The organism is Sphingomonas sp. Leaf23, assembly GCF_001421585.1.
Lineage (GTDB): Bacteria > Pseudomonadota > Alphaproteobacteria > Sphingomonadales > Sphingomonadaceae > Sphingomonas.
In genome coordinates, this window is the sequence record NZ_LMKR01000003.1 from 689,517 (window position 1) to 715,746 (window position 26,230).

Consider the following 26,230-nt stretch of genomic DNA (forward strand, 5'->3'; position numbering starts at 1 on the left):
CGTCAGTACAAGGCCGTAGGGCGGGGTCGAAAGATGAACGTCGCAATCGCGCGCTTGGTTTCCCGGTCGATACGATAATGTTACGGATGGACCGTTGGCGCTCCATTGATCGCGGGCGTTCCCTCGCCTATGTGGCGCGCTTCGACACCCGCACTCCTTTCTTTCGGAAATGTTCCTCGACCATGTTCACCTTCCTGCTCGTCGTTCATGCGATCATCGCCGCGCTGCTCGTGACGGTGATCCTCATGCAGAAGTCGGAAGGCGGCGGGCTGACCACCGGTGGTAGCCCGTCGGGCCTGATGTCGGCGCGCGGGGCGGCCGATTTCCTGACGCGGGCGACCGCGATCCTGGCGGGGCTGTTCATCGCGATGAGCATCGCGCTGGCAATTATCGCTGCGAATCGGGGCGGGGCGTCGATCGATACGTCGCTGGCACGGCCGACGACTCCGGCTCCGGCAGCGGGTGCGCCGGCAAATCCGGCGGCCCAGCCGGGCGGCAACCCGGCCCCCGCCGACAACGGCGCGGTCCCGCTGGCCCGCTAAACACCCCTTTTCATCCACCAGTCCGTCGTATTTCGCGGGCGCAGGGCAATCCTGCGCTTGGCGGCGATGGCGTTCGACGCTAGGCGATGCTTCCCATGGCGCGGTATATCTTCATCACCGGCGGCGTGGTTTCGTCGCTCGGCAAGGGCCTCATGGCGGCCTCTCTCGCAGCACTCTTGCAGGCACGCGGCTACAAGGTCCGCATCCGCAAGTTTGACCCCTATCTCAACGTCGATCCGGGCACGATGTCGCCCTATCAGCACGGCGAAGTCTATGTGACCGATGACGGGGCGGAAACCGACCTCGACCTCGGCCACTATGAGCGCTTCACCGGCGTCGCGGCGCATCAGTCGGACAATGTGACCTCGGGCCGCATCTACCAGACGATCATCCAGCGCGAACGGCGCGGCGATTATCTCGGCGCGACGGTGCAGGTCGTTCCGCACGTCACCGACGCGATCAAGGCGTTCGCGCAGGCCGATACCGTCGACGACGACGGACAGGACCTCGACTTCGTGCTGTGCGAGATCGGCGGCACGGTCGGCGACATCGAATCGCTGCCGTTCATCGAGGCGATTCGCCAGTTGAAGAACGAACTGGGTCGCGGCCGTTCGATCAGCATCCATGTCACGCTGGTGCCGTATATCGCGGCGGCAGGCGAGCTGAAGACCAAGCCGACGCAGCATTCGGTGCGCGAACTGGCCGCACTGGGCGTGCAGCCCGACGTGCTGGTCTGCCGCTGCGAAAAGCCGTTGCCGGCGAGCGAGCGCGCAAAGATCGCGTTGTTCTGCAACGTGCCGGCCGGCGCGGTCATTCCCGCGCTCGACGCGCCCAGCATCTATGCGGTGCCCGAGCAATATCATGCCGAGGGTCTGGACGCCGAAGTGCTGCGTGCCTTCGGGATCGAGCCCGGCGATGCCCCCGACCTGTCGCGTTGGAGCGACATCATGGATCGCCTCCAGAATCCCGAAGGCGAAGTCACGATCGGCGTGGTCGGCAAATATGTCGGGCTGCAGGATGCGTACAAGTCGCTGAACGAGGCGCTGGTCCATGGCGGCATCGCGAACCGGGTGAAGGTCAAGATCCGCTGGATCGACGCCGAGCTGTTCGAAGGCGATCATGATATGGTCGCGGCCGAGCTGGAGCCGTGCCATGCGATCCTGGTCCCCGGCGCGTTCGGCGAACGCGGTGCCGAGGGGAAGATCGCCAGCGTCCGTTTCGCACGGGAACGCAAGGTGCCGTATTTCGGCATCTGCTTTGGCATGCAGATGGCCTGCATCGAGGGCGCGCGTTCGACCGGCGGCATCGCCAATGCGTCGTCGACCGAGTTCGGGCCGACTGAGCAGCCGGTGGTCGGCATGATTACCGAATGGATGTCGCCGGAGGGTATCCAGAAGCGCGAGTCGGATGGCGATTTGGGCGGCACGATGCGGCTGGGCGCCTACGAAGCGTCGCTGGCTGGCAATTCGGTCGTCGCGTCGATCTATGGCGGAACCACGATCAGCGAGCGGCATCGCCATCGCTATGAAGTGAACACCGCCTATCGCGAGATGCTCGAATCGGGCGGGCTGGTATTCTCGGGCATGTCGCCCGACGGGATGCTGCCGGAAATCGTCGAGCGGCCCGATCATCCGTGGTTCGTTGGCGTGCAGTTCCATCCGGAACTGAAGTCCAAGCCGTTCGACCCGCATCCGCTGTTCGCGAGCTTTATCGGCGCGGCGGTGAAGCAGTCCCGGTTGGTTTGAGGCGAACCCATAGTCCCAACCGTAACGTCACCCCGGGCTTGACCCGGGGTCCCGCTTCTTTTTCGAACGTCACGTAACCGGCAAGAAGCGGGACCCCGGATCAAGTCCGGGGTGACGGTCGGGTTGTGGCAACGGCGTTAGAATCATGACGGGCGCCCGAACCAGATAGGTCCGGGCGCCCGCCTGCGTCAGGAAGGGTCGCTTAGGCGGCGTTTGCCGAATCGTCGCCCTTCGCGGCATCGTTGGCGATCACCGGCTGGGTGGCCGATGCGCCGATCGCCACGCGGCGCGGCTTCATCGCGTCGGGTACTTCGCGACGCAGTTCGATGGTCAGCAGGCCATCGGCCAGGTCGGCGCTTTCCACGACGATGAAGTCGGCCAGTTCGAACCGGCGTTCGAAGCTGCGGTTGGCGATGCCCAGATGCAGGACCGCGCTCTTCTGCGCATCGGTCTGATCGGCCTTTCGCCCTGAGACGACGAGCAGATTCTGCTGGGCGGTGATCTCCACCTCATCCTGCTTGAAGCCGGCGACCGCCAGCGTGATGCGATAGCGATCCTCGGCGACGCGTTCGACGTTGAAGGGCGGATAATTCTCGCCCGTGCTGGCGCGGGTGTTGTTCTCGAGCAGGTCGAACAAGCGGTCGAAACCGATGGTCGAGCGGCGATAGGGGGTGAAATCGAACGTACGCATGTCAAATCCTCCATGTCGAAGCGAGTTGCTCGAAGGCGGCATCCGGATAGGCGATGCCGGTTCGTGAACGGCCCCGCAGGCACCGTTCACGAACCGATATGGTTCAAAGATCGAAGCTTTCAAGAGGTTGGCGAAGGTTGTGCGATCCGGCATTTCGGGACGACCGATCGGGGAGGGGAAAGCGGGTCGCGGAAGGTTGCACCGGGCGCCGAAGTTGGCGCGGACGGGGATATCGGCGGTCGGTGGCGGAGGAGGCGTGGGGCGCGGAAGGTTGCGGGTGCGCCGATGTGCGCGCGCAGGCCCTGAAACGGCAAACGGCCGGACTGTTACCAGCCCGGCCGCCTGCGTGACGATCGCTCGTCAGCCCCCTTGGTTGCCACCGCTTCTACGCCCCTTCCCCCCTTCCAGGGCGGAGCCGGTTGGCCTCCCCGAACCGTGGCCTGTGTTGCCTGCGCTTCGTGGGGACGTCGTAGGATGCCTGTGCCCGCCTGTCACCGGGGGAGCGGCATGTTTGCTACGGTTTTGCTAACCATGTGTCGATTCCGCAACAGCATGGATTGCGGACGCGGCATCGCCTACCTACAGCGCCAACTTCGGCTTGCCTGTCAGGATATCGACCGCCCCTATGCTGTTATCGCGTTACGAGCGGATGATCGCCCGCCGCTACCTGCTCCCTGGCCGGGGGGAGGCGTTCATCGCACTGGTCGCCTCGATCAGCCTCGTCGCGGTCATGCTGGGCGTCGCCGCGCTCGTCATCGTCATGAGCGTGATGAACGGCTTTCGCGCCGAGCTGTTCGACAAGATCGTCGGGCTGAACGGCCATGCGCTGATCCAGGGGTATAACAACCAGCTGCCCGACTGGCGCAACATCGCCGCCGAGGCCAAGCGGACGCCGGGGGTTACCAGCGCCACGCCGCTGATCGAACAGCCGCTGTTTGCGACCTATAACGGCCGGTCCGAATTCATCCTGATGCGCGGCATGCGGATCGAGGATATTCGCGACAATCCGACCATCCGCGACAATGTGAAGCTGGGCGCGCTCCGCTCGATTACGCCGGGCAGCGGCAATGTCGTGATCGGCAGCCGGCTGGCACAGGCGCTGGGCGTCACCATTGGCAGCGAGATCACGATCATCAGCCCGCAGGGGCCGACGACGCCGTTCGGCACGATGATCCGTCAGGTGCCGTACCGGATCGCCGCGATCATCGAGGTCGGGGTGTATGACCTCGACAAGGCATATGTCATCATGCCCATCGAGGATGCGCAGATGCTGCTGCTGAGTGGCGATACGGTCGGGTCGATCGAACTGGAGACGACCGATCCCGACAAGGTGGGACAGATCGTCGCGCCGCTGGCCCGCAAATATGTCGCCAGCGCACAGATCGTCGACTGGCGGCAATTGAACGGCGAGCTGTTCCAGGCGCTGGCGGTCGACCGGATCGTGACCTTTACCGTGTTGTCGATCCTGATCCTGATTGCGGTGTTCAACATCCTGTCGTCGCTCATCATGCTGGTCCGCGCGAAGACACGCGACATCGCGATCCTCAGGACCATGGGGGCGACGCGCGGCGGGCTGCTGCGCATCTTCATGACGGTCGGCACGACGATCGGTGCGCTGGGCGTGGGGGCGGGGCTGATCCTTGGCTTCGTGTTCCTGGCGTTCCGGCAGCAGATCCTGGGGGCGGTCGGTGCGGTGACGGGTATCGATATCTGGGACCCGACGATGCGCTATCTGACCGAACTCCCGTCGAAGCCCGATCCGGTCGAGATCATCGTCATCGCGGTGGTTGCGCTGCTCTTCTCGTTCCTCGCCACGCTGTATCCGGCGTTCAAGGCGGCCAATACCGACCCCGTGCAGGTGCTGCGTTATGACTGAGCCGGTTCTGGAAACCCGCAATCTGCGGCGCAGCTTCACGCAAGGGTCAGCGACGATCGACGTGCTGCGCGGGGTCGAGCTGGCCGTCGCGCCGGGCGAGATCGTCGCGTTGCTGGGGCCATCGGGGTCGGGCAAGTCGACGCTGTTGCAGGCGGTCGGCCTGCTGGAAGGCGGATTCGAGGGCGAAATCCTGGTGTGCGGCGAACAATTGGCCAAGGCCGGCGCGAACCGCCGGACCGAGGTGCGACGCGACCGGATGGGCTTCATCTATCAGTTCCACCACCTGCTGCCCGATTTCAACGCGGTCGAGAATGTCGTGCTGCCGCAGCTGGTGCGTGGTGCCGAACGCGACGTGGCGGATGCGCGGGCGACCGAGTTGCTGAGCGCATTGGGCCTGTCCAAGCGGCTGCACCATCGGCCGAGCCAGCTGTCGGGCGGCGAGCAGCAGCGCGTCGCGGTGGCGCGGGCGCTGTCGAACCGGCCCGCGCTGGTGCTGGCCGACGAGCCAACCGGCAATCTGGACGAGGCAACCGCCGACGTGGTGTTCGCCGAGTTCCTGCGGCTGGTGCGCGGGCAGGGTTCGTCGGCACTGGTCGCGACGCACAACGAACGACTGGCCAGCCGGATGGACCGGGTGGTGCGGCTGCATGATGGGGTGTTGCGGTGAGCGACCTGTACGACCTTCCGGTGCGAACCGCCGATGGCGCGGAGACGACGCTGGCGGATTATCGCGGGCAGGTGCTGCTGATCGTCAACGTCGCGTCGAAATGCGGGTTCACGCCGCAATATGCGGGGCTTGAGGCGCTGCATCGGCGGTTCGGGCCGCAGGGCTTCGCGGTGCTGGGATTTCCCTGCAACCAGTTTGGCGGGCAGGAACCGGGCGATGCGGCGGAAATCGCGCAATTCTGTTCGCTGACCTATGACGTCAGCTTTCCGGTGTTCGAGAAAGTGGACGTGAATAGGGCCGATGCCGCGCCGCTGTTCAGCGCGCTGAAAAAAGCAGCGCCCGGTGTGTTGGGCAGCGAGGCGGTGAAGTGGAACTTCACCAAGTTCCTGATCGGGCGCGACGGGCGGGTTACGCGGTTCGCTCCGACGACCAAGCCGGAGGAGCTGGAAGGGGCGGTTGCCTCGGCGCTGGGCTAGTCCCGCCATCGCTGTGCTCCCGCGCAGGCGGGAGCCCAGGGTTCCACAAGCTGTCGTTTCTTGTTTGGCTCTGGACCCCCGCCTGCGCGGGGGTACGTTTGCTTTTGGAACGGCTTACGCCGCATGCTCCCGCCTGTCCGACAGCGCGCCGATGATCGCGACGATCCCGCCGAACAGGAAGCTCGCGCCGAGGATATAGCCCGGCAGCGTCAGCGCGGACCACGGTACCGTGGTGTAGAGCAGGATCGCCAGCACGACATTCAGCGCGCCGAGCAGCAGCATCGGCACGCGCAACCGCCGAAACCGTGCGCCGACGATCAACTCCATGATCCCGCGGGCCGCGAGCCAGACGATCATCAACAGCGTCAGCGACAGCGCCCCGCCGACCGGCATCAGCAGCATGTAACCGCCGGCAATCACCGACAGCAGCCCGAACAGCGCGGCATAGCCCCGTCCATTACGCCCCCGGAACGCGGCGATCAGCGACGCGATGCCGCCCACCAGAAAGAAGAAGCCGACGATCATCGTCGCCGCCAGCGTCGCGGGGAACGGCGCGGCGAAGGCGAGGAGGCCGATCAGCACCGACACGATACCGTAGGCGAGGCTCCAGCCCCATCCGGGGCCGCCGGTACGGACGTTGCGGGCGAAATCGGTCATCGTCATGCTCCTGGTTGCCACCGGAACGGGTGCGGTTCGTCGTGGTTCCGCCGTTGCTCCACTGGCCGAATCATGCCCGGATGGTTACGTCGTGCGGATGGCGCATTCCGGGTTCGTACCGCTTCGTATCTTTTCGTCCTTCACCATGCTGGAGGGCGCGATCGATCCGAAGGCGATTGCCAAGGCTGCGCGCAAACTGGGCTTTCCCGCTGCCGGGCTGTCGGATCGCAACGGGCTATATGCCGCGATGGCGTTTTCCGATGCGTGCAAGGATCAGGGCGTGCAGCCGGTGGTCGGCACGCTGCTGGCCGTCGCGCGGCCGGGCGGGGTCGAGGGTGTCGAGCCGGACATCGACTGGCTGCCGCTGTTTGCGCAGGACGCGCGCGGGTACGACAATATCTGCGCGCTGGTGTCGATGGCGCATCTTGACCGGCCGGTGGAAATTCCCGCGCATGTGCCGATCGACGCGCTGATCGGGCGTAGCGACGGGCTGGTCGCGCTGACCGGCGCGGGCGACGGTGCGCTGGCGCGGTTGTTCGCCGCCGGGCGCGAGGATGAGGCGCTGGCCTATGCCGACCGGTTGCAGGCGCTGTTCGGCGACCGGCTCTATGTCGAACTGGCGCGGCGGGGCGAGAGTGTCGAACAGCGCGCCGAGCCGCATCTGCTCGACCTCGCCTATGCACGCGACCTGCCGCTGGTCGCGACCAATCCGTGCTGCTTTGCCGAGGCGGATTTCCACGATGCGCACGACGCGATGCTGTGCATCGCATCGTCCAGCTATGTCGCGAGCGAGGATCGCCAGCGCTCGTCGCCCGAGGCGTGGCTGAAGCCTGCGCCCGTCATGCAGGAGATGTTCGCCGACCTGCCGGAAGCGCTGGCAAATACGCTGGTCGTGGCGCAGCGTTGCGCGGTCGCCGCGCCCAAGCGCAAGCCGATCCTGCCCAGCCTTGCCGGCGACCGCGAGGGTGAGGCGCTGAAACTGCGCGTCGATTCGCGCGCCGGGCTGGTCGATCGCCTGCGCAAGATCGTCGCGCTGGAAGAGGGCATGGTGACCGCCGAGGTCGCGGTCGAGGCGCCCGCGCCGTGGGAGGATGCGGCGACGCCGGCGGTTACCGGCACGATCCCCGAATTGTCCGAGGACGAACTGGTCGCGCGCTTCCCCGACTATTTCAGCCGGCTGGATTTCGAGCTGGACGTCATCTGCCAGATGGGGTTTCCGGGATACTTCCTGATCGTCGCCGACTTTATCAAATGGGCGAAGGACCATGATATTCCGGTTGGGCCGGGCCGTGGGTCGGGTGCGGGTTCGGCGGTCGCCTGGGCGCTGACCATCACCGATCTCGATCCGATCAAGCTGGGGCTGCTGTTCGAACGCTTCCTGAACCCGGAACGCGTGTCGATGCCCGACTTCGACATCGACTTCTGCGAAACCAGGCGTGGCGAGGTCATCCGCTATGTCCAGCAGAAATATGGCCGCGATCAGGTGGCGCAGATCATCACCTTCGGAAAGCTGAAGGCGCGCGCGGTGCTGAAGGATACCGGCCGCGTGTTGCAGATGAGCTATGGCCAGGTCGATCGCCTTGCCAAGCTGGTGCCGAACCATCCGACCGATCCGTGGACGCTTGACCGCGCGATCAACGGCGTGTCGGAACTGCACCAGCAATATGAGCGCGAGGCGGATGTGCGCCGGCTGCTCGACCTTGCCATGAAGCTGGAGGGGTTGCCGCGCCACTCGTCCACCCACGCGGCGGGCGTGGTGATCGGCGACCGGCCGTTGGCGCAGCTGGTGCCGCTGTACCGCGACCCCCGTTCCGACATGCCGGTCACGCAGTTCGACATGAAATATGTCGAGGGTGCGGGGCTGGTGAAGTTCGACTTCCTTGGCTTGAAAACCCTGTCGGTGCTGAAGTTCGCGGTCGAGCTATTGGCGCGGCGGGGGATCGTGGTCGATCTCGACAGCCTGTTGTGGGACGATGCGGCCACCTACGAACTGCTCAAGCGCGGTGATACGGTCGGCGTGTTCCAGCTGGAGTCGGAGGGGATGCGGCGCACGCTGACCGCCGTGCGGCCGACCAATTTCGGTGACATCATCGCGCTGGTGTCGCTGTACCGGCCGGGACCGATGGACAACATTCCGTCGTTCGGCGCGCGCAAGGCCGGGCGGGAGGAGATCATCTATCCCCACGACCTGCTGGAGCCGATCCTGAACGAGACGTACGGCATCTTCGTTTATCAGGAACAGGTGATGCAGGCCGCGCAGATCCTGGCGGGATACTCGCTGGGCGGCGCGGACATGCTGCGGCGCGCGATGGGCAAGAAGGTCAAGGCGGAGATGGACGCGCAGCGATCCATCTTCGTGAAGGGCTGTGCCGAGGTGAACGGCATTAAGGAGGCGAAGGCCAACGAGCTGTTCGACTTGATCGACAAGTTCGCCGGATACGGCTTCAACAAGAGCCACGCGGCGGCCTATGCGCTGCTGGCGTATCAGACGGCGTGGCTGAAGGCGCATCATCCGCATGAGTTCTTCGCGGCATCGATGGCGTTCGATTATGCGCAGACCGACAAGCTGGCGATCTTCGTCGACGATATGAAGCGGCTGCGCATCGACTGCCTGCCGCCGTGCATCAACGCCAGCGACGCGACCTTCGGCGTCGAGGAGACCGACGGCAACTTGGCGGTGCGCTACGCCCTGTCGGCGCTCAAGGGCGTGGGCGAGCGGGCGATGGAGCTGATGGTCGAGGAGCGGGCGGCGAAGGGGCCGTACAAGTCGCTCGACGATTTCGCGACGCGGGTCGATCCGAAGCTGCTCAACAAGCGGCAGATCGAGACGCTGGCGGCGGCAGGCGCGTTCGAATGCGTCGTCGGCGACCGGGCGGGCGTCCATGCGCTGGCCGATACGCTGATGGCGACGGCGCAGCGGACCGAGGCGAACCGGTCGAGCGGGCAGGGTGGCCTGTTCGGCGAGGCGAGCGGCGCGACCGAGGCAGCGATCCGCCTGCCCGACGTGCATTGGACGCTGACCGAGGCGATCGCGGCGGAAAAGGACGCGTTCGGCTTCTATTTCTCGGCGCATCCGCTGGATCGCTATGCCCATCTGGCCAGTGCGCATGGCGCGCGCAAGATCGCCGATCTGGCCGATACGCCGGTGCCCGAGGGCGGGCGCGTCGGCGCGACGGTGGCGGCGCTGGTCGAGGATGCGCGGTGGCGGACCTCGGCGCGGGGCAAGCGCTATATGATGGCGACGCTGTCGGACGCGACGGGGCAGGTGCCGGTGACGTGTTTCGACGAAGGGCCGGCGAACGACCTGGAGGCGGCGGGCAAGGTCGGCGGCTGCGGGTTGTTCACGCTCGAACTCGACCGGCGCGCCGGCGACGAAAGCGCGCGGGCGACGGTCAAGTCGCTGAAGCCGTTCGACGTGATCGCCCGCGACGTGCGGTTGCGGCTGGACCTGACGATCGAGGATGCTGCCGCCTATCCGGCACTCGCCGGGCTGGTGCAGCATGAGCGCGGCGCGCGGGGCGAAATCTGGGTTTCGGTGCCCGCCGCGCACGGAATCGAAGCACGGGTATGCCTGGGCCGCGATTTCCGGATCGATGGCGAGCTTGCCGAACGGGTCGGCAGGCTGCAAGGTGTCACCCAGGCGGCGTTCGATACGGTGAAGGCACCGCTCGCCGCCGTAGGATAGGGGCAGCATGGCCCCGTTCGCGAAGGAGAGTGTGCGTGCTGGGCGGAATGCAGGATTTCGAACTTCGAGTACCGCGGCTGCTCGATCATGCCGAGCGCGAGCATGGTGGTCGGGAGATCGTGACCCGCTGGGCCAATGGCAGCGAGACGCGGACCAACTGGGCGGGAATCGCGCACGACGCGCGGCGGCTGGCGCAGGCGCTGGAACGGATCGGCATCAAGCCTGGCGACCGGGTGGCGACGATGGCGATGAACCACGCCCATCACCTGATCGCGTGGTATGGCGTGATCGGGATGGGCGGGATCATCCACACGATCAACCCGCGCCTGTTCGACGACCAGCTAACCTATATCGCCGATCATGCCGGCGACCGGGTGCTGCTGTACGATGCGGCATTCGCGCCGATCATCGAACGGATGAAGCCGCGCCTGACCGGGATCGAACATTTCATCGTCATGGACGGCGAGGGGCCGGATAGCTTCGCCGCGCTGATCGCGCCCGAGAGCGGCGATTATGCCTGGGTCGAGGGCGACGAACGCGACCAGTGCATGATCTGCTATACCAGCGGCACGACCGGCGACCCGAAGGGCGTGGTCTATACCCATCGATCGAACGTGCTACACGCCATTGCCGAGCTGCAACCCGACGAGTTCGACCTGTCGCAGCGTGCCGTCTGCCTGCCGGTCGTGCCGATGTTCCACGCGGTCGGCTGGGGCCTGCCCTTTGCCGCACCGGCGGTGGGGGCGAAGATCGTGTTTTCGGCGGTCAACGATCCCGCCGTGCTGTGCGACCTGATGAACCGCGAACGGGTGACGCATTCGGCGGGCGTGCCGACCGTGTGGTTCGCGATGTTCCAATATATGGACGCGACCGGCCACAGCCCGGAGCATCTGAAGGTCGTGACGATCGGCGGATCGGCCGCGCCGCGCGCGATGATCGAGCGGCTGATGCGGATGGGCGCGCGGGTGAACCATGCGTGGGGCATGACCGAAACGTCGCCGATCGGGACGATGGGTGCGCCGGGTCCGGACTGGGACGACCTGAGCTTCGATCAGCGGGTGGATCAGGTGTGCCGGCAGGGCAAGGTGCCGTTCGGCGTCGAACTGCGCACCGTCGATGACGAGGGTGCGGTGCTGCCGCGCGACGGCGTGACGTCGGGCAGTTTGCAGGTGCGCGGGCCGTGGGTCCTCAAGCGCTATTTCCGTGACGAGGGTGGCGACGCGCTGACGGCGGATGGCTGGTTCGATACGGGCGACGTGGCGATGCTCCATCCCGACGGAACGATGCAGATCACTGACCGTGCGAAGGACGTCATCAAGTCGGGCGGCGAATGGATCAGCTCGGTCGATCTGGAGAATGCCGCGGTCGGCTGCGCGGGCGTGGCCGAAGCGGCCGCGATCGGCGTGCCGCATCCCCGGTGGGACGAGCGTCCGATCTTGCTGGTGGTCCGGCGCCCCGGCGCGGCGGTCGAGGCGGATGCGATCATGGCGCATCTGGCGACGAAGGTCGCGAAATGGTGGCTGCCCGACCGCGTGATCTTCGTCGACGCTCTGCCGCACAGCGCGACGGGGAAGCTGAAGAAGGCGGCGTTGCGCGAGGAATATCGCGGGGTGCTGGCGTAGCGGCGATGGCTTGCTCCGGCCCGGTTCGGATGCAATAGACCGCGCCGGGTGTTCGGCGCAGTGATGCGCCGGGCAGGGTATTCGCGCTGGTCGGGCCGCCAGTGCCGCCCCCGTGTGGCTGGAGCGCCGATGCCCCCGATTTCCCCGAAGCGCCCGAGTGCGCTGCGCCGTTTCCTCCATTCGCAGGCCGCCGCCGGCATCGTCCTGATGGGTGCGGCGCTGGTCGCGTTGCTGATCGCCAATTCGCCGTTTGGCCCGGACTATGACGCGTTGCTGCACGTCCATCTGGGCCCGCTGTCTATCGGGCACTGGATTAACGACGGGCTGATGGCGGTCTTCTTCCTGCTGGTCGGGCTGGAGATCAAGCGCGAGATGCTGGATGGCCAGCTGTCGTCCTGGTCGCGGCGGGTGTTGCCGGGGATCGCGGCGGCCGGTGGCATGGTCGTGCCGGCGCTGATCTATCTGGCGTTCAATCGCGGGCCGACCGTGACCGGATGGGCGATCCCGGCTGCGACCGATATCGCCTTTGCATTGGGCGTGATCGCGCTGCTGGGGAAGCGGGTGCCGGGGTCGCTCCGGGTGTTTCTGGCCGCGCTGGCGATCATCGACGATCTGGGCGCGGTGGCGATCATCGCGTTCTTCTATACCGCCGGCCTGTCGCTGCCTGCGCTGGCTGGGGCGGCGGTCGCGCTGCTGGTACTGGTCGCGATGAACCGGTGCGGGGTGCGGCGGCTTGCCCCTTATCTGATCGTCGGTGCTGTGCTGTGGGTGCTGGTGCTGTGGTCGGGCATCCACGCAACGCTGGCCGGGGTGATGCTGGCGCTGACCATCCCGATGGAGCGGACGCCGGCGCGGTCGGATCGCGACTGCGTCAGCCCGCTGCACCGGTTGGAACAGGCGCTGCATGTCCCGGTCGGGTTCCTGATCGTTCCGGTCTTTGGCCTGGCCAATGCCGCGGTGCCGGTACTGGGACTGCCGCCCGGCGCACTGGCCGCGCCGGTGACGCTGGGCGTCGCGGCGGGGTTGTTGATCGGCAAGGTCGTCGGCGTGTTCGGTTTTGCGACCCTCGCCATCCGGCTCGGCGTGGCGGATTGCCCGGCCGGGGCGAGCCGGTTGCAGCTGCTGGGCGTCGCGATGCTGTGCGGCATCGGCTTTACGATGAGCATCTTCATCACGCTGCTCGCCTTTCCCGGCGACCTGTTGTTGCAGGCGGAGGCAAAGATCGGCGTGCTGGCGGGATCGCTGGCGGCGGGCGTGCTGGGCTATATCGTCCTGCGGCTGGCCCGGCCCGAGCCGTCGGCAATCCCGGTCACAGTGCCGGGTCGGTGAACAGCCCGGTCATCACCGTCGAGGCGTAGAAACCGACCGCCCGGTCGCGCGGCATGGTTGAGGCCCAGCTGCGCATGTCGAACGCGGCATTCTGGAGCGCCATCAGCGCCTGCGCCGCGATCAGCGGGTCGACCGCGCGCACCGACCCTTCAGCGATGCCGTCGCTGATCGTGCCGGCAAAGCGGCGGGCGATGCGGTTGGAACGGTCGACCATCGCCTGTCGCACGCCACCGGGCAGCCCGGCGAGCGCGGTGGTGCGCAGCAGCGGGCCCTGTTCGGTGAACTGCGCGTCGACCAGCGTGGCAAGCGTGCTGGACAGGCGCTGCCAATGGCTGCCGCCGTCGCGATCGGCGGCGCGCTGCGCGGCGGAGATCGTGTCGAAACTGCGCTGGTAACAGGCGGCGACCAGATCGTCCTTGGCATCGAGATGATGGTAGAACGACCCCTTGGTCACGTTGAGTTCGGACGCGATCCGCTGGACCGAGGCACCGCGATAGCCCAGTTCGTTGATGAGCCGGGTGGCGGCACGCAGGAATGCGTCGCGCGCCGGCTCCGCATCGGCCTGTTCCAGCACCAGCGGTTGCGGGTCCCAGCGCTGGCCGGGACCGGCAAGGCCGTGGGTGAACACATCCATCAGCCGCGCCTGCACGCGGTCATACTGGTCGGGTTCGTAGCGATCCAGCCAGACGGTCAGCCAGAAGCAATTCTCCAGCAGCATGTGCGCGCGGGCGCCCTGCACATCCTTGGCGATGCGGTCGCGCGGTTCGCCCCACAGGGTGCGCGTCTTGCGGAACACCTCGCGCCAGCCGGCGAGCAGGCGCGCCTTGAACGGGTCTTCCATCGCGCGCAGGTCGGACAGCATCGCGACGGGGCGTTCCTCGCCCGCTTCGATCCGACGCTGGCGGTCGAAATGGATGGCGAGGAACTTTGCGACGCGGGCCTGCGGGGTGGGTTCGCGGAGCGATTCGTCGAGCGTCGCCTGCAGCCAGTCGAGCGTGTGGTCGAACGCGGCGGCGGCCAAATCCTCCTTGCGCTTGAAATAATAGGTGACGCTGGTGGTATTGAGGCCCACCCGGCGTGCGACGTCGGCAAAGGTCATGCCCTTGGCACTCGCCTCGTTGATCGCCTCCGCCGCGGCGGCAAGGATGGCGTCGCGCTTGGCGCGGTAGCGTTTGGTGGCCCCGTCGGTCGTCGTCATGGCGCAACCCTAGCAGATCGGGTGTGGACCCCAAGCCCCATTGTTGCACCATGCCGCGACGTCATCCGCGCTTTACCGAATATCCGGTATGGCATAGACCGGGCAAAACAGTTGCAACGGGAGACGGATGTTGGACTTTCGGTTCAGTGCGCGCGAAACCGAATATCGCGACCGCGTTGCGGCATTCATCGCCGAACATGTTGCCCCCGCCGACCATGATTATCACCGGGAGGTCGCGAGCGGCGACCGCTGGGCCCCGGTCGCGATGCTGGAGCCGCTGAAGGACAAGGCAAAGGCCGCCGGCCTCTGGAACCTGTTCATGCCGCCCCATTCGGGCGCGCCGGTGGTGGATGAGAGTTTCGCATTTGAGGGGACGCAGCTGTCCAACGTCGAATATGCGCTGTGTGCCGAGGAGATGGGCCGGTGGCATTGGGCGAGCGAGGTGTTCAACTGCTCCGCGCCCGACACCGGCAATATGGAGGTGCTGCACCGGTACGGCACGCGCGACCAGAAGGAGGCGTGGCTGCGGCCGTTGATGGACGGCACGATCCGTTCCGCATTCCTGATGACCGAGCCGGCGGTGGCGTCGTCGGATGCGACCAATATCGAGACGCGGATCGTGCGCGATGGCGATGAGTATGTGATCGACGGGCGCAAATGGTGGTCGTCGGGCACCGGCGATCCGCGCTGCAAGGTGGCGATCGTGATGGGAAAGACCGATCCGAATGCGCGCCGGCACCAGCAACAGAGCATGATCCTGGTCCCGATGGATACGCCGGGCGTGCGGATCGAACGGATGCTGCCCGTCTATGGATACGACCACGCCCCGCACGGCCATGGCGAGGTGGTGCTGGAGCAGGTGCGGGTGCCCGCCGCGAACCTGTTGCTGGGCGAGGGGCGCGGGTTCGAGATCGCGCAGGGGCGGCTTGGGCCGGGGCGTATCCACCATTGCATGCGGACGATCGGCGTTGCGGAAATGGCGCTGGCGGCGATGACGAAGCGACTGCAATCGCGCGTGGCGTTCGGCAAGGCGATCGCGGAACACTCGATCTGGGAACAGCGGGTTGCCCGCGCGCGGATCGATATCGAGATGACGCGGCTGCTGTGCCTGAAGGCGGCCGACATGATGGACCGTGCGGGTAACAAGGCGGCGCAGGGCGAGATCGCGATGATCAAGGTGCAGGCACCGACGATGGCGCTGCAGATCCTCGACGATGCGATCCAGGCGCATGGCGGGGGCGGCGTGTCGGAGGATTTCCCGCTGGCCGCGGCGTGGGCCGGGGTGCGCACGCTGCGCTTTGCCGATGGGCCGGACGAGGTGCACAACCGCGCCATCGCCCGCGCCGAATTCGCGAAGGTGGCCGATGGCCGGTGACCTCGACCTTGCGCGGATGGAGCCGTGGCTGGCGGCGACGGTGGGTGCGGGACCGGTCGAGATTACGCGCTATCCGGGCGGGCAGAGCAATCCGACCTACCGCGTCGACCTGTCCGCCGGGTCGTTCGTGTTGCGGCGGAAACCGTTCGGGCCGCTCTTGCCCAGCGCCCATGCCATCGAGCGCGAATTTGCCCTGATTTCCGCGCTGCACCCGACAGGGTTTCCGGTGCCCCGTCCGATTGCGCTGTGCGAGGATGCCGACGTGATCGGTGCGCCCTTCTACCTGATGGAGCGGGTCGCGGGGCGGACGATCTGGGACGGGTCGATGCCGGACATGACGCCGGCCGAGCGGCGGGCGCATTATGATGCGATGATCGACGCGTTGGCCGCGCTGCACGCGATCGATCCGGTTGCGGTGGGCCTTGGCGATTATGGCAAGCCCGGCAATTATTTCGAGCGGCAGGTGGCGCGCTGGACCCGGCAGTATCGCGCGAGCCAGACGGACGACCTCCCCGATGTCGAGCGGCTGATCGAATGGTTGCCGCGCACCGTCCCGACGCAGGATCGCACCGCGATCGTCCATGGTGACTACCGAATCGACAATCTGATCTTTGCCGAAGGGGAGCCGCGCGTCGTCGCGGTGCTCGACTGGGAGTTGTCGACGCTGGGCGATCCGCTGGCCGACTTCACCTATCTGCTGATGAACTGGGGCACCGAGCCGGACGGTCGGTCGGGAATCAAGGGGCTGGCCGGCGGCGACAGTGGCATCCCGACGATGGGCGAGGTGGTGGCGCGCTATTGCACCGCGACAGGCCGGGCGGACGTGCCGAAGCTGGAATGGTATTTCGCCTATAACCTGTTCCGCCTGACCGGGATCGTTCAGGGCATCAAGCAGCGCGTGCGCGACGGCAATGCCGCCAGCGCGCAGGCGGCGGCAATGGCCGAGCGCGTGCCGATGCTGGCGGCGATGGCATGGGATTTCGCGAAGAAGGCAGGCGCGTGATGCGGTTCGATGGCAAGTCGGTATTGGTCACCGGTGCGGGATCGGGGATCGGGCGGGCGACCGCTTTGGCCTTTGCTCGTGAAGGGGCCGGGGTGGTGTGCGGCGATGTTGCGCAGGCAGACGTAACGGCCGCGATGATCGGCGACATGGGCGGCCGCGCGGTCGCCTGTGCCATGGATGCCGGCGAAGACGCGGATGTCGCGCGGGTGATCGCGCTGGCGGTTGAGACGTTCGGCGGGATCGATGTGGTGCATGCCAATGCCGGCATCTCCGGTGGGATCGCCGGGCTGTTCGACACGACGGCGGAGGACTGGGCGGAGATTTTGCGGGTCAATCTGATCGGCCCGTTCCTGGCGATCCGCCATGCCGCGCCGATCATGGCAGCGGCGGGCGGCGGGGCGATCGTGTGTACCGCCAGCGTGGCCGGGCTGCGATCGGGCGCGGGCGGGGCACCCTATTCGGCGTCGAAGGCGGGGGTCATCAACCTGGTTCAGACCGCCGCGCAACAGCTGTCGGGATCGGGCGTGCGGGTGAATGCGATATGCCCCGGCCTGATCGAAACCGGCATGACCGCGATGGTGTACGACCATGCCCGCCAGCATGGCAAGGAAGCGCGGATCGGGCGGCTGAACCCGCTGCGCCGGGGTGGCGAGCCGGAGGAGGTGGCGGCGGTGGTGCTGTTCCTCGCCTCAACAGAGGCCAGCTATGTCAACGGACAGGCATGGGCGGTCGATGGCGGGTTGTCGTCGAGCCATCCGGTCACACGGCAGGATTACGGGCGTACCGCCGTCTGATCGGGCGGAACGAAGTGGGTGGCCGGCGCTTCTCGTTGCAAGATGCAAGGAGTTTGCCACATGACCGCCACGCTGAAACCGCCGATCCGCTATTCGGCCGGGCTGGAACAGCCGCAGCCCGATGAGGCGGCGACGGTCGCGCAGATGGAGCAGTCGTTCGACACCATCCTCGAAACGACGTCCAAGGATTATGGCAAGGCGGTGCGCGCGGTCCATGCCAAGGGGCACGGCATCCTGAAGGGCGAGCTGACCATCCATGACGACCTGCCGCCGGAAGTGGCGCAGGGGCTGTTCGCGACGCCGGGGACGCATCCGGTGGTGATGCGGTTTTCGACCAATCCGGGCGATATCCTCGACGATGCGATCGGTTTGCCGCGCGGTCTCGCGTGGAAGGTGTTGGACGTCGACGGCGAACGGCTGCCGGGCGCGGAAGGGCGGACGCAGGATTTCGTGATGGTCAACGCGCCGGCCTTTGCCGCGCCGACGCCGCAGAAATTCGCGGGCAACCTCAAGCTGCTGGCGAAGACCACCGACAAGGCGGAATGGGCCAAGAAGGCGCTGTCCTATGTCCTGCGCGGGGCCGAGGCGGCACTGGAGGCGGTCGGGACCGAGAGCACGTTGCTGAAGACGATGGGCGGATCGAAAAACGTCCACCCGCTGGGCGAGACCTATTTCTCCGCCACGCCATTTCGCCACGGCGCGTTCGTCGCGAAATATCAGCTGGTGCCGGTGTCGCCCGACCTGATCGCGCTGACCGATACGGTGATCGACACCAGCGGTCGTCCGGACGCGATCCGCGAGGATATGCAGGCGGATGCGGGCAAGGTGCGCGGCGCGTGGGAGGTCCGCGTGCAGCTGCTGCGCGATACCGACGCCCAGCCGATCGAGGATGCGGCGACGCCGTGGCCGGAGGAGGTCAGCCCGTACCTCACCGTCGCGACGATCCGCACCGATCCCCAGGACAGCTGGTCGGCGGACAAGGTGGCCGAGGTTGATGAAAATCTGCGGTTCAGCGTGTGGACCGGGCTTGCCGCGCATCAGCCGCTGGGCGGGGTCAACCGGGTGCGCAAGCCGATCTATGACCATTCGGCGGACTATCGCCGGCGGTTCAACGGGTGTCCGTTGCACGAGCCGGGTTGAACCAGCCCAAATCGTGCTCCCGCGCAGGCGGGAGCCTAGGGCGGCAAATAGCAGCTTCGGGACAGAGTAATCCTGCGCGCCCGCCTGCGCGGGGGTACGATCGCAATGGAATGCGCTATTCCCGCACCCGCACCAACCCCTCCTGCGCGACGCTGGCCACCAATCGCCCGTAGCGGCTGAAGAAACGGCCGCGGTTGAAGCCGCGGGCGTGGCCGGCCCAGGGGCTGTCGGTCTGGTAGAGGAGCCAGTCGTCGGCGCGGAACGGTTCGTGGAGCCACAGCGCATGGTCGAGGCTGGCGGTCTGCATCTTGTCCATCATCCAGTGGATGCCGTGCGGCAACATGCAGGTGCCGAGCAGCATCATGTCGCTGGCATAGGCCAGGATCGCGCGGTGCAGCGTCATGTCGTCGCCGATCGGCGCGGCGGCGCGGAACCAGCCATGCTGGAGCGGCGCGCGGCGGCTCGGGTCGGTCCAGTGTTCCGCCTCGACCGGACGGATTTCGATCGGGCGGGCGCGCAGGAATAGGCGGCGATATTTCTCGGGGATACGCTCCTGCATCGCCTCGCGCAGGTCGCGGTCGGTCGGCAAAGCCTCCGGCGGTGGCACGTCGGGCATCGCGTCCTGATGCGCTAGACCCTCTTCGGGCAGCTGGAACGACGCCGCCATGTTCAGGATCGCCTGCCCACGTTGCATTGCAATGACGCGGGCGTTGGCGAAGCTGCGTCCGGCGAAATCGCGCACCACGCGGTAGACGATCGGATGCTGCTCGTCGCCTGCGCGCAGGAAATAGGCGTGGAGCGAATGGGCGATCTTTTCCCCGCCGATCGAACGCTGGGCGGCCTGCAATGCCTGTGCGATCACCTGTCCGCCGAACACGCGACCGACCCCGCCGGGATTGCGGGCGCCACGATACAGGTCGGTGTCGATCTCCTCGATATCGAGCAGGCGGACAAGGCCAGCGATCAGGTCGGCAGGCGTTGGCTCCATCAATAGCCCCCGGCGCGGGCCACGCGGTCGCCGTGATAGCCGATATCGCCGAACATCTCGGTCAGGACGCGGGCGCGCTTCATGAAGAAGCCGATGTCCGCCGCGTCGGTCATGCCGATGCCGCCATGCATCTGCACCGCCTCCTGCACCGACAGCGTGGCGGCCATGCCGGCCATTGCCTTGGCCACCGATACGGCGAGGTCGGCATCGGCATGCGCGTCATCAAGCAGCTGCTGCGCCTTCAGCACGGCGGCGCGGGCGACCTCCAGTTCCGAATAGAGGTGCGCGGCGCGGTGTTGCAGCGCCTGGAAGCTGCCGATGGTCTGGCCGAATTGCTTGCGCTGGCGCAGATAGTCGAGCGTGCGGGTGGCGGCGCCGTCACCGACCCCGAGCGACTCCGCCGCAGCGCCGGTGCGGGCGGCGGACAGCAGGCGGGCAAGCGGGGTGCCGCCGCCATCGACGTCGCCGACCACCGCGTCGCCATCGACCATCACATCGAAGGTCAGCCGCGCGGCGATGCTGCTGTCGACCAGCCGGCGCGGATCGGCGGTCAGGCCCGGCGTGTCGGCGGGGAGCGCGAACAGGGTCAGGCCGTCCTTGTCCTCCGCGCTGCCGGCGGTGCGGGCGACGACGAGGATCAGGTCGGCGACATGGCCGTGGGTCACGAACTGCTTGGTGCCCGACAGGCGGAAGCCGTTGCCGGCGCGCTCGGCCTTCAGGGCGATGCGGTCGTCATGCTTGGCGCGCTCGTCGATGGCGAGCGCCGCGACGGTCTTGCCGACGGCGATTGCGGGCAGCCAACGCTCGCCCGCCGTCGTCCCGGTCAGCGCGGCGACGGCGGCGACCGAGGTGGTGAGGAAGGGGGAGGGCGACAGGTTGCGACCGATCTCCTCCAGCACGATCCCGGCCTCGACATGGCCGAGGCCCAGCCCGCCGGCGCTTTCGGGCACCATCATGCCGGTAAAGCCCATCTCGGCGAACTTCGCCCACAGGTCGCGGTCGAACCCGGTCGGATCGTTGGCATCGCGCAACGTGCGCAGGTGCGCGACCGGGGCGGCTTCGCTCAAAAACTCGCGCGCGGTGTCGGCGAGCATCGTCTGATCTTCGTTCAGAAACAGGGGCATGGTGGCAATTCCTGGCAGAAGGTCACTGGGTCGGCAGGTCGAGGATACGACGCGCGACGATGTTGAGCTGGATTTCGGACGTGCCGCCCTCGATCGAATTGGCCTTGGTCCGCAGCCATGTGCGGGCGGCGGCCCCGTCGTTGCTGTCGGCACCCTCCCATTCGAGCAGGTCGCTGCCGCCCGCCGCCATCGTCAGTTCGTGGCGGGTCTTGTTCAGCTCGGTCCCGACATATTTCATCATGCTGGGCTGGGCAGGGTGCGCACGGTTGGCCTTCAGTTCGTCGCGGAAACGTTCGGACATGGCGGCGAAGGCGCGGGCGCGGACGTCGAACGTCGCGATCGCCGCGCGGAGCATCGGGTCGGCCAGCCGGCCTTGCGCGTCCAGCCCGACCGTCGCCACCGCGCGATCGATCAGCGGGCGATCGTCGGTCAGCCCCATGCCGGAAATCATCTCCCGCTCATGGCCGAGCAGATACTTCGCGACGTCCCAGCCCTTGTTCCGCTCGCCGACCAGATTGGCCTTGGGCACGCGCACATCGTCGAAGAAGGTTTCGCAGAAGGGGGAGTTGCCGGAAATCAGCTTGATCGGGCGGGTGGTGACGCCGGGCGAGGCCATGTCGAACAGCAGGAAGCTGATGCCGCCCTGCTTGGTCGTGCGGTCGGTGCGGACGAGGCAAAAGATCCAGTCCGCCTTGTCGGCATAGCTGGTCCACACCTTCTGCCCGTTGACGATGAAGTCGTCGCCATCCTCGACCGCGCTGGTCTGAAGGCCCGCGAGGTCGGAGCCGGCGCCGGGTTCGCTATAGCCCTGGCACCAGCGGATTTCGCCGCGGGCGATCCTGGGTAGATGCTCCTGCTTCTGCGCCTCGGTGCCGTACTTTAGCAGTGCGGGGCCGAGCATCGAGATACCGAACGAATAGAGCGGGTTGCGGGCATGTATTGCCGCCATTTCCTCGCGTAATATCTTCGCTTCCGCCGGCGACAGGCCGCCGCCGCCATAGGCCGTCGGCCAGTCGGGCACGGTCCAGCCGCGCGCGGCCATCCGGTCGAGCCAGAGTTTCTGGTCGGGATTGGCATAGGTCGGGTTACGCCCGCCCCAGGTCACGTCCCTGTCCGAACGAACCGGCTCACGCATCGAGGGCGGGCAGTTCTCTTCCAGCCACGCGCGAGTGTCGGCGCGGAATTGGGCAAGATCGCTCATGCCGAGAACCTCCCGCCCTGCTCGGCCTTTTCGCGCAGCAGCGGGGAGACCTCGAAACCGTGGCGGTCGAGGCCTTCGACGATCTTTTTCAGCCCCTCGGTATCGGCCCAGAACATCGGCCCGCCGCGATAGACCGGCCAGCCATAGCCATAGATCCAGACGACATCGATATCGGACGCGCGCTGCGCCTTGCCCTCCTCCAGAATCTTCGCGCCCTCGTTGACCATGGTGTAGAGTGTGCGTTCGACGATTTCCTGATCGGTGACATCGTGCTGCGGGGTGTTGGTCCGCTGGCGGAAATCGTCGATGACCTCGGCGACGCGCGGGCTGTTCGACGGCGTGCGCTTCGCATCGTAATCGTAGAAGCCGGCCTGCTTCTTCTGGCCCCAGCGGCCCTCCGCAGCGAGGGCGTCGCGGAGATTCTCGATCCGGTTCGGGTCGCGGTGCCAGCCGATGTCGACGCCGGCCAGGTCGGCCATCTGGAACGGCCCCATCGGCATGCCGAAGGCGACATGGACGCGATCGACCTGTTCGGGCGTTGCGCCCTCCAGCAGCAGCTTCATCGCCTCGACCTGACGCGGCTCCAGCATGCGGTTGCCGATGAAGCCGTGGCAGACGCCGGCGATCACCGCGACCTTGCGGATCTTCTTTGCCAGCGCCATCGCGGTTGCCAGCACGTCGTCGGCGGTCGCATCGCCGCGCACGATCTCCAGCAGTTTCATGACATTGGCGGGCGAGAAGAAATGCAGGCCCACCACGTCCTGCGGCCGCTTCGTCGCGCCGGCGATGACGTTGACGTCGAGATAGCTGGTGTTCGAAGCCAGGATCGCACCGGGTTTGCAGATCGCGTCAAGCTTCCCGAAAATGTCCTGCTTGACCGACATTTCCTCATATACCGCCTCGATCACCAGATCGACATCGGCCAGCGCGTTCAGGTCGAGCGTGGGGGTGAGCAGGCCCATCGCCTGATCAACCTGTTCGGGCTTCATCCGCCCCTTGGCAGCGGTCGCGTCGTAGTTCTTGCGGATGGTCGCGGTACCGCGGTCGAGCGCGTCCTGCTGCATCTCGACGATGGTGACGGGGATGCCGGCCGACAGGAAGTTCATCGCGATGCCGCCGCCCATCGTGCCCGCGCCGATGATGCCGACCCGGTGGATCGGGCGGAGCTTCACGTCGTCGGCGATCCCGTCGATCTTCGATGCCTTGCGTTCGGCAAAGAAGATGTGGCGCTGTGCGGCCGACTGGACGCCGAACATCAGCTGCATGAACTGCTGCCGTTCGAATTCGGCCCCTTCCGCATAGGGGGTTTCGGTCGCCTTCACGATGCAGGCGATGTTGGTGGCGGGGGCGTCGAAGCCCCGGAAACGGCGGGCATTCGCCTGTTCGAACGCGGCGACGGCTTCCGGATCGGGCGAAAGCGAGCGTTCGGACGCGCGGGGGATGGGGCGGACGTCGGCGACGTCGCGGGCGAAGGCGATGGCGTCGGTGAGCAGGCTGTCCTCGTCGGCCAGCCGGTCGACGATGCCGGCATCCAGCGCCTTCCTGGCCGAAATCGGATCGCCCTTCGCCACCATCTCCAGCGCGACCGCGACACCGGCCAGACGCGGCAGGCGCTGGGTGCCGCCGGCGCCGGGGAGCAGGCCGAGCTTCACCTCGGGCGTGCCGAGCTTCGCACTGGGGACGGCGATGCGATAATGGCTGGCGATCGCGACCTCGCACCCGCCGCCCAGCGCCGTTCCGTGGATCGCGGCGACGACCGGCTTGTCCGATGCCTCGATCTGGTCGACCAGCGTGGGCAGCATCGGTTCGACCGGCGGCTTGCCGAATTCGGTGATGTCGGCCCCGGCGAAGAAGGTCCGCCCGGCGCAGGCGATGACGACCGCGCGCACCGCATCGTCGGCGGCGGCTTCCTCGATCGCGGCCTTCAGCCCGGTGCGGACGGCGGCCGAAAGGGCGTTTACCGGCGGATTGTCGGCCAGTACGACCAGGACGTCGCCATGGCGTTCGGTGGTCACGGACATGTCGGGCCTTCTCCATAAGTTGCCATACCGGTCCTTCTAAACGCCGGCAGTGTTGCCGCATTCTATTGCCTTTCGCGGAATGACAATCAATAGTGCGCAGCATCGAAAAGCGGAGCGGCGGGGCAAACCCGACCTTCGACAATAGTGCGGGAGCGGTTGCGTGGCAGGTGACGAAGCAACGATGGCGGTGCCGTCCGACTGGCCGCGCATGTCGATGGCGCAGGTGCAGGCCGCGCTGACCGCGCCGGGCCAGCCGTTCGAGATGGATAGCGCCTTGATCGACGGGATCGAGACGCGCGTCTGGAAGAATGCGCCGGCCAATCTGACGCAGCTGATCGCGCTGTCGCGCACCCATGGCGACCGGCTGGCGACGATCCATGAGGATCAGCGTGTCACCTATGACGCGCAATATCGCGCCATCGCGACATTGGCCGCCGAGCTGGGCGCGATGGGGGTCGGCAAGGGGGACCGGGTGGCGCTGGCGATGCGCAACATGCCCGAATGGCCGGTCGCCTTCTTCGCGATCGTGGCGACGGGAGCGATCTGTGTGCCGCTCAACGCGTGGTGGAGCCCGCAGGAGCTGGCCTACGGCGTCAATGATTCGGGTGCGCGGGTGTTGATCGTCGACCGGCAGCGGCATGATCGGCTGGGCGGCGATTATGGCGCGATGCCGGGGCTGGAGCAGGTTATCGTAGCACGGGCGCGGGTGCCGCTGACCGGTATCGAGCGGCGGCTGGAGGACGTGATCGGCGATTGTGCCGGGTATGCGACCTTGCCCGAGGTGCCGCTGTCCGACGTCGTGATCGCGCCCGACGATCCGGCAACGATCTTTTACACCAGCGGCACGACCGGGCGGCCGAAGGGGGCGCTGGGCACGCATCGCAACCTGTCGACCAATATCCTGTCGGCGGCCTATGTCGCCGCGCGGTCGTATCTGCGGCGCGGCGAGATGCCGCCCGAGCCACAGCCGAAGGTCGGGTTGCTGGTCATCCCGTTCTTTCATGTGACGGCGTGCAGCGCATCGTTGATGGGGGCGCTGGTTGGCGGCACGACCTTGGTGCTGATGCGCAAATGGGATGCGGGTGAGGCCCTAAAGCTGATCGAGCGGGAGCGGGTGCAGGTGACCGGCGGGGTGCCGACCATCGCGTGGCAGTTGCTGGAGCATCCCGATCGCGCGAACCACGACCTGTCGTCTCTGGAGGTCGTACAATATGGCGGCGCGCCGTCCGCGCCCGATCTGGTGAAGCGCATCTATGAGGTGTTCGGCGCGCTGCCCGGCAATGGCTGGGGCATGACCGAGACGATGGCGACCGTCACCCAGCATGTCGGCGAGGATTATCTGGCCCGCCCGACCAGCTGCGGCGCGCCGGTGCCGGTCGCCGACCTGAAGATCGTCGGCCCCGATGGCACGACCGAACAGCCAGTGGGGGCGGTCGGCGAGCTGTGGGCGCGGGGACCGATGATCGTGCGCGGATACTGGAATGCACCGGAGGAGGCCGCGCAGACCTTCATCGACGGCTGGGTCCGGACCGGCGACCTGGCGCGGCTGGATGACGAGGGGTTCTGCACCATCGTCGACCGGGCGAAGGACATCATCATCCGTGGCGGCGAGAATATCTATTCGATCGAGGTCGAGGACGTGCTGTACGCGCATCCGTCGGTCACCGACGCCGCGCTGGTTGGCGTGCCCGACCGGGTGCTGGGCGAGGTGCCGGCCGCCGTCGTTCACCTGTGCCCCGGCTGCGAGGCGAGCGAGGGCGAGTTGCAGGACTTCGTTCGTGCGCGGCTTGCCGGCTTCAAGGTGCCGGTGATGGTGCGGTTTTCCGACACGGTGCTGCCGCGCAACGCCAATGGGAAGATTTTGAAGAGCGAGCTTCGTCAGATGTTTGCCGCGCCGGGCCAGGCATAGCAGCGCTATGCCGCGCATCAAGGCGCGGCCGGCCGGCGGCGCGGGGAGCGCCGTCCGACGGCACGGGCTTTGCCCGTGGCGTGGCTGAGGCTGCGAAAAACGGCCAAAGTTCACTAAGTTCACACTCGCGACGCAATTCACGCCGCGCTGCTATTCAGTTGCAATAACGATCGCTCCAGCAGCCGCG

The 26,230-nt window shown here is 66.8% G+C and carries 20 protein-coding genes; 13 read left to right on the forward strand and 7 right to left on the reverse strand.

All coding sequences use genetic code 11. The features are described 5' to 3' along the window. Window positions 1-182 precede the first annotated feature (182 nt). Window positions 183-542: a preprotein translocase subunit SecG gene (gene secG / locus ASE67_RS11615; RefSeq protein WP_055761042.1), complete on the forward strand. Its 360-nt coding sequence runs from the start codon at window positions 183-185 to the stop codon at window positions 540-542. Between the two features lie 95 nt (window positions 543-637). After that, window positions 638-2,287 (forward strand): CTP synthase, encoded by a 1,650-nt coding sequence (locus ASE67_RS11620; protein ID WP_055761046.1) that lies wholly within the window; start codon window positions 638-640, stop codon window positions 2,285-2,287. 202 nt (window positions 2,288-2,489) lie between these two features. On the opposite strand, the gene ASE67_RS11625 is transcribed toward ASE67_RS11620, so the two are convergent. Continuing rightward, a complete protein-coding gene (locus ASE67_RS11625) occupies window positions 2,490-2,978 on the reverse strand; it encodes an Hsp20 family protein (protein WP_055761049.1) in 489 nt (162 codons plus the stop codon). Window positions 2,979-3,603: 625 nt separating this feature from the next. Here ASE67_RS11625 and ASE67_RS11630 point away from each other — a divergent pair. From ASE67_RS11630 to ASE67_RS11640, 3 genes are read left to right on the forward strand one after another with little or no spacing between them, the layout of a single operon-like run. Then, the gene (locus tag ASE67_RS11630) at window positions 3,604-4,854 is read left to right on the forward strand and encodes a lipoprotein-releasing ABC transporter permease subunit (RefSeq protein WP_055761052.1); all 1,251 of its coding nucleotides are present in this window, start codon (window positions 3,604-3,606) and stop codon (window positions 4,852-4,854) included. Continuing rightward, on the forward strand, window positions 4,847-5,521 hold the full coding sequence (locus ASE67_RS11635; protein WP_055761054.1) for an ABC transporter ATP-binding protein: 675 nt from the start codon (window positions 4,847-4,849) through the stop codon (window positions 5,519-5,521). The genes ASE67_RS11630 and ASE67_RS11635 overlap by 8 nt, the downstream gene beginning before the upstream one ends. Beyond that, complete coding sequence (locus tag ASE67_RS11640; RefSeq protein WP_055761057.1) at window positions 5,518-5,997, forward strand: glutathione peroxidase; 480 nt, start codon at window positions 5,518-5,520, stop codon at window positions 5,995-5,997. Before ASE67_RS11635 ends, ASE67_RS11640 begins: the two co-directional genes overlap by 4 nt. Window positions 5,998-6,111: 114 nt before the next feature. On the opposite strand, the gene ASE67_RS11645 is transcribed toward ASE67_RS11640, so the two are convergent. Further along, on the reverse strand, window positions 6,112-6,654 hold the full coding sequence (locus tag ASE67_RS11645; RefSeq protein WP_235511880.1) for an HdeD family acid-resistance protein: 543 nt from the start codon (window positions 6,652-6,654) through the stop codon (window positions 6,112-6,114). Between the two features lie 97 nt (window positions 6,655-6,751). Here ASE67_RS11645 and dnaE point away from each other — a divergent pair, with 97 nt between their 5' ends. The 3 genes from dnaE to nhaA all read left to right on the forward strand — a co-directional run bounded on the left by dnaE (window position 6,752) and on the right by nhaA (window position 13,290). Next, the gene (dnaE, locus tag ASE67_RS11650) at window positions 6,752-10,339 is read left to right on the forward strand and encodes a DNA polymerase III subunit alpha (RefSeq protein WP_055761061.1); all 3,588 of its coding nucleotides are present in this window, start codon (window positions 6,752-6,754) and stop codon (window positions 10,337-10,339) included. A 47-nt stretch (window positions 10,340-10,386) separates the two neighbouring features. Continuing rightward, entirely contained in the window at window positions 10,387-11,961 is a 1,575-nt protein-coding gene (locus ASE67_RS11655) for a long-chain fatty acid--CoA ligase (protein ID WP_055761063.1), read from the forward strand. Window positions 11,962-12,090: 129 nt separating this feature from the next. Continuing rightward, a complete protein-coding gene (gene nhaA, locus ASE67_RS11660) occupies window positions 12,091-13,290 on the forward strand; it encodes a Na+/H+ antiporter NhaA (RefSeq protein ID WP_055761674.1) in 1,200 nt (399 codons plus the stop codon). Here nhaA and ASE67_RS11665 read toward each other — a convergent pair. Further along, entirely contained in the window at window positions 13,271-14,488 is a 1,218-nt protein-coding gene (locus ASE67_RS11665) for a TetR/AcrR family transcriptional regulator (RefSeq protein WP_055761066.1), read from the reverse strand. The genes nhaA and ASE67_RS11665 overlap by 20 nt on opposite strands. Window positions 14,489-14,618: 130 nt before the next feature. Here ASE67_RS11665 and ASE67_RS11670 point away from each other — a divergent pair, with 130 nt between their 5' ends. Genes ASE67_RS11670 through ASE67_RS11685 form a run of 4 tightly spaced genes read left to right on the forward strand, consistent with a single transcriptional unit; the run spans window position 14,619 to window position 18,800 of the window. After that, the gene (locus ASE67_RS11670; protein WP_055761676.1) at window positions 14,619-15,863 is read left to right on the forward strand and encodes an acyl-CoA dehydrogenase family protein; all 1,245 of its coding nucleotides are present in this window, start codon (window positions 14,619-14,621) and stop codon (window positions 15,861-15,863) included. Further along, entirely contained in the window at window positions 15,853-16,866 is a 1,014-nt protein-coding gene (locus ASE67_RS11675; RefSeq protein ID WP_055761069.1) for a phosphotransferase family protein, read from the forward strand. Before ASE67_RS11670 ends, ASE67_RS11675 begins: the two co-directional genes overlap by 11 nt. Next, the gene (locus ASE67_RS11680; protein WP_235511892.1) at window positions 16,866-17,660 is read left to right on the forward strand and encodes an SDR family NAD(P)-dependent oxidoreductase; all 795 of its coding nucleotides are present in this window, start codon (window positions 16,866-16,868) and stop codon (window positions 17,658-17,660) included. The genes ASE67_RS11675 and ASE67_RS11680 overlap by 1 nt, the downstream gene beginning before the upstream one ends. A gap of 60 nt (window positions 17,661-17,720) precedes the next feature. After that, on the forward strand, window positions 17,721-18,800 hold the full coding sequence (locus ASE67_RS11685) for a catalase family protein (protein WP_055761075.1): 1,080 nt from the start codon (window positions 17,721-17,723) through the stop codon (window positions 18,798-18,800). Between the two features lie 115 nt (window positions 18,801-18,915). Here the strand turns inward: ASE67_RS11685 and ASE67_RS11690 are convergent, their stop codons facing one another. Genes ASE67_RS11690 through ASE67_RS11705 form a run of 4 tightly spaced genes read right to left on the reverse strand, consistent with a single transcriptional unit; the run spans window position 18,916 to window position 24,134 of the window. After that, the gene (locus ASE67_RS11690; RefSeq protein WP_200922210.1) at window positions 18,916-19,788 is read right to left on the reverse strand and encodes an acyl-CoA thioesterase; all 873 of its coding nucleotides are present in this window, start codon (window positions 19,786-19,788) and stop codon (window positions 18,916-18,918) included. Beyond that, complete coding sequence (locus ASE67_RS11695; RefSeq protein WP_055761082.1) at window positions 19,788-20,912, reverse strand: acyl-CoA dehydrogenase family protein; 1,125 nt, start codon at window positions 20,910-20,912, stop codon at window positions 19,788-19,790. The genes ASE67_RS11690 and ASE67_RS11695 overlap by 1 nt, the downstream gene beginning before the upstream one ends. 22 nt (window positions 20,913-20,934) lie before the next feature. Next, on the reverse strand, window positions 20,935-22,113 hold the full coding sequence (locus tag ASE67_RS11700) for an acyl-CoA dehydrogenase family protein (protein WP_055761085.1): 1,179 nt from the start codon (window positions 22,111-22,113) through the stop codon (window positions 20,935-20,937). Continuing rightward, complete coding sequence (locus tag ASE67_RS11705) at window positions 22,110-24,134, reverse strand: 3-hydroxyacyl-CoA dehydrogenase NAD-binding domain-containing protein (RefSeq protein ID WP_055761088.1); 2,025 nt, start codon at window positions 24,132-24,134, stop codon at window positions 22,110-22,112. The genes ASE67_RS11700 and ASE67_RS11705 overlap by 4 nt, the downstream gene beginning before the upstream one ends. Window positions 24,135-24,315: 181 nt before the next feature. Between ASE67_RS11705 and ASE67_RS11710 the strand changes: the two genes are divergently transcribed. After that, on the forward strand, window positions 24,316-26,043 hold the full coding sequence (locus ASE67_RS11710; RefSeq protein ID WP_055761093.1) for a class I adenylate-forming enzyme family protein: 1,728 nt from the start codon (window positions 24,316-24,318) through the stop codon (window positions 26,041-26,043). The last annotated feature ends 187 nt before the right edge of the window (window positions 26,044-26,230 follow it).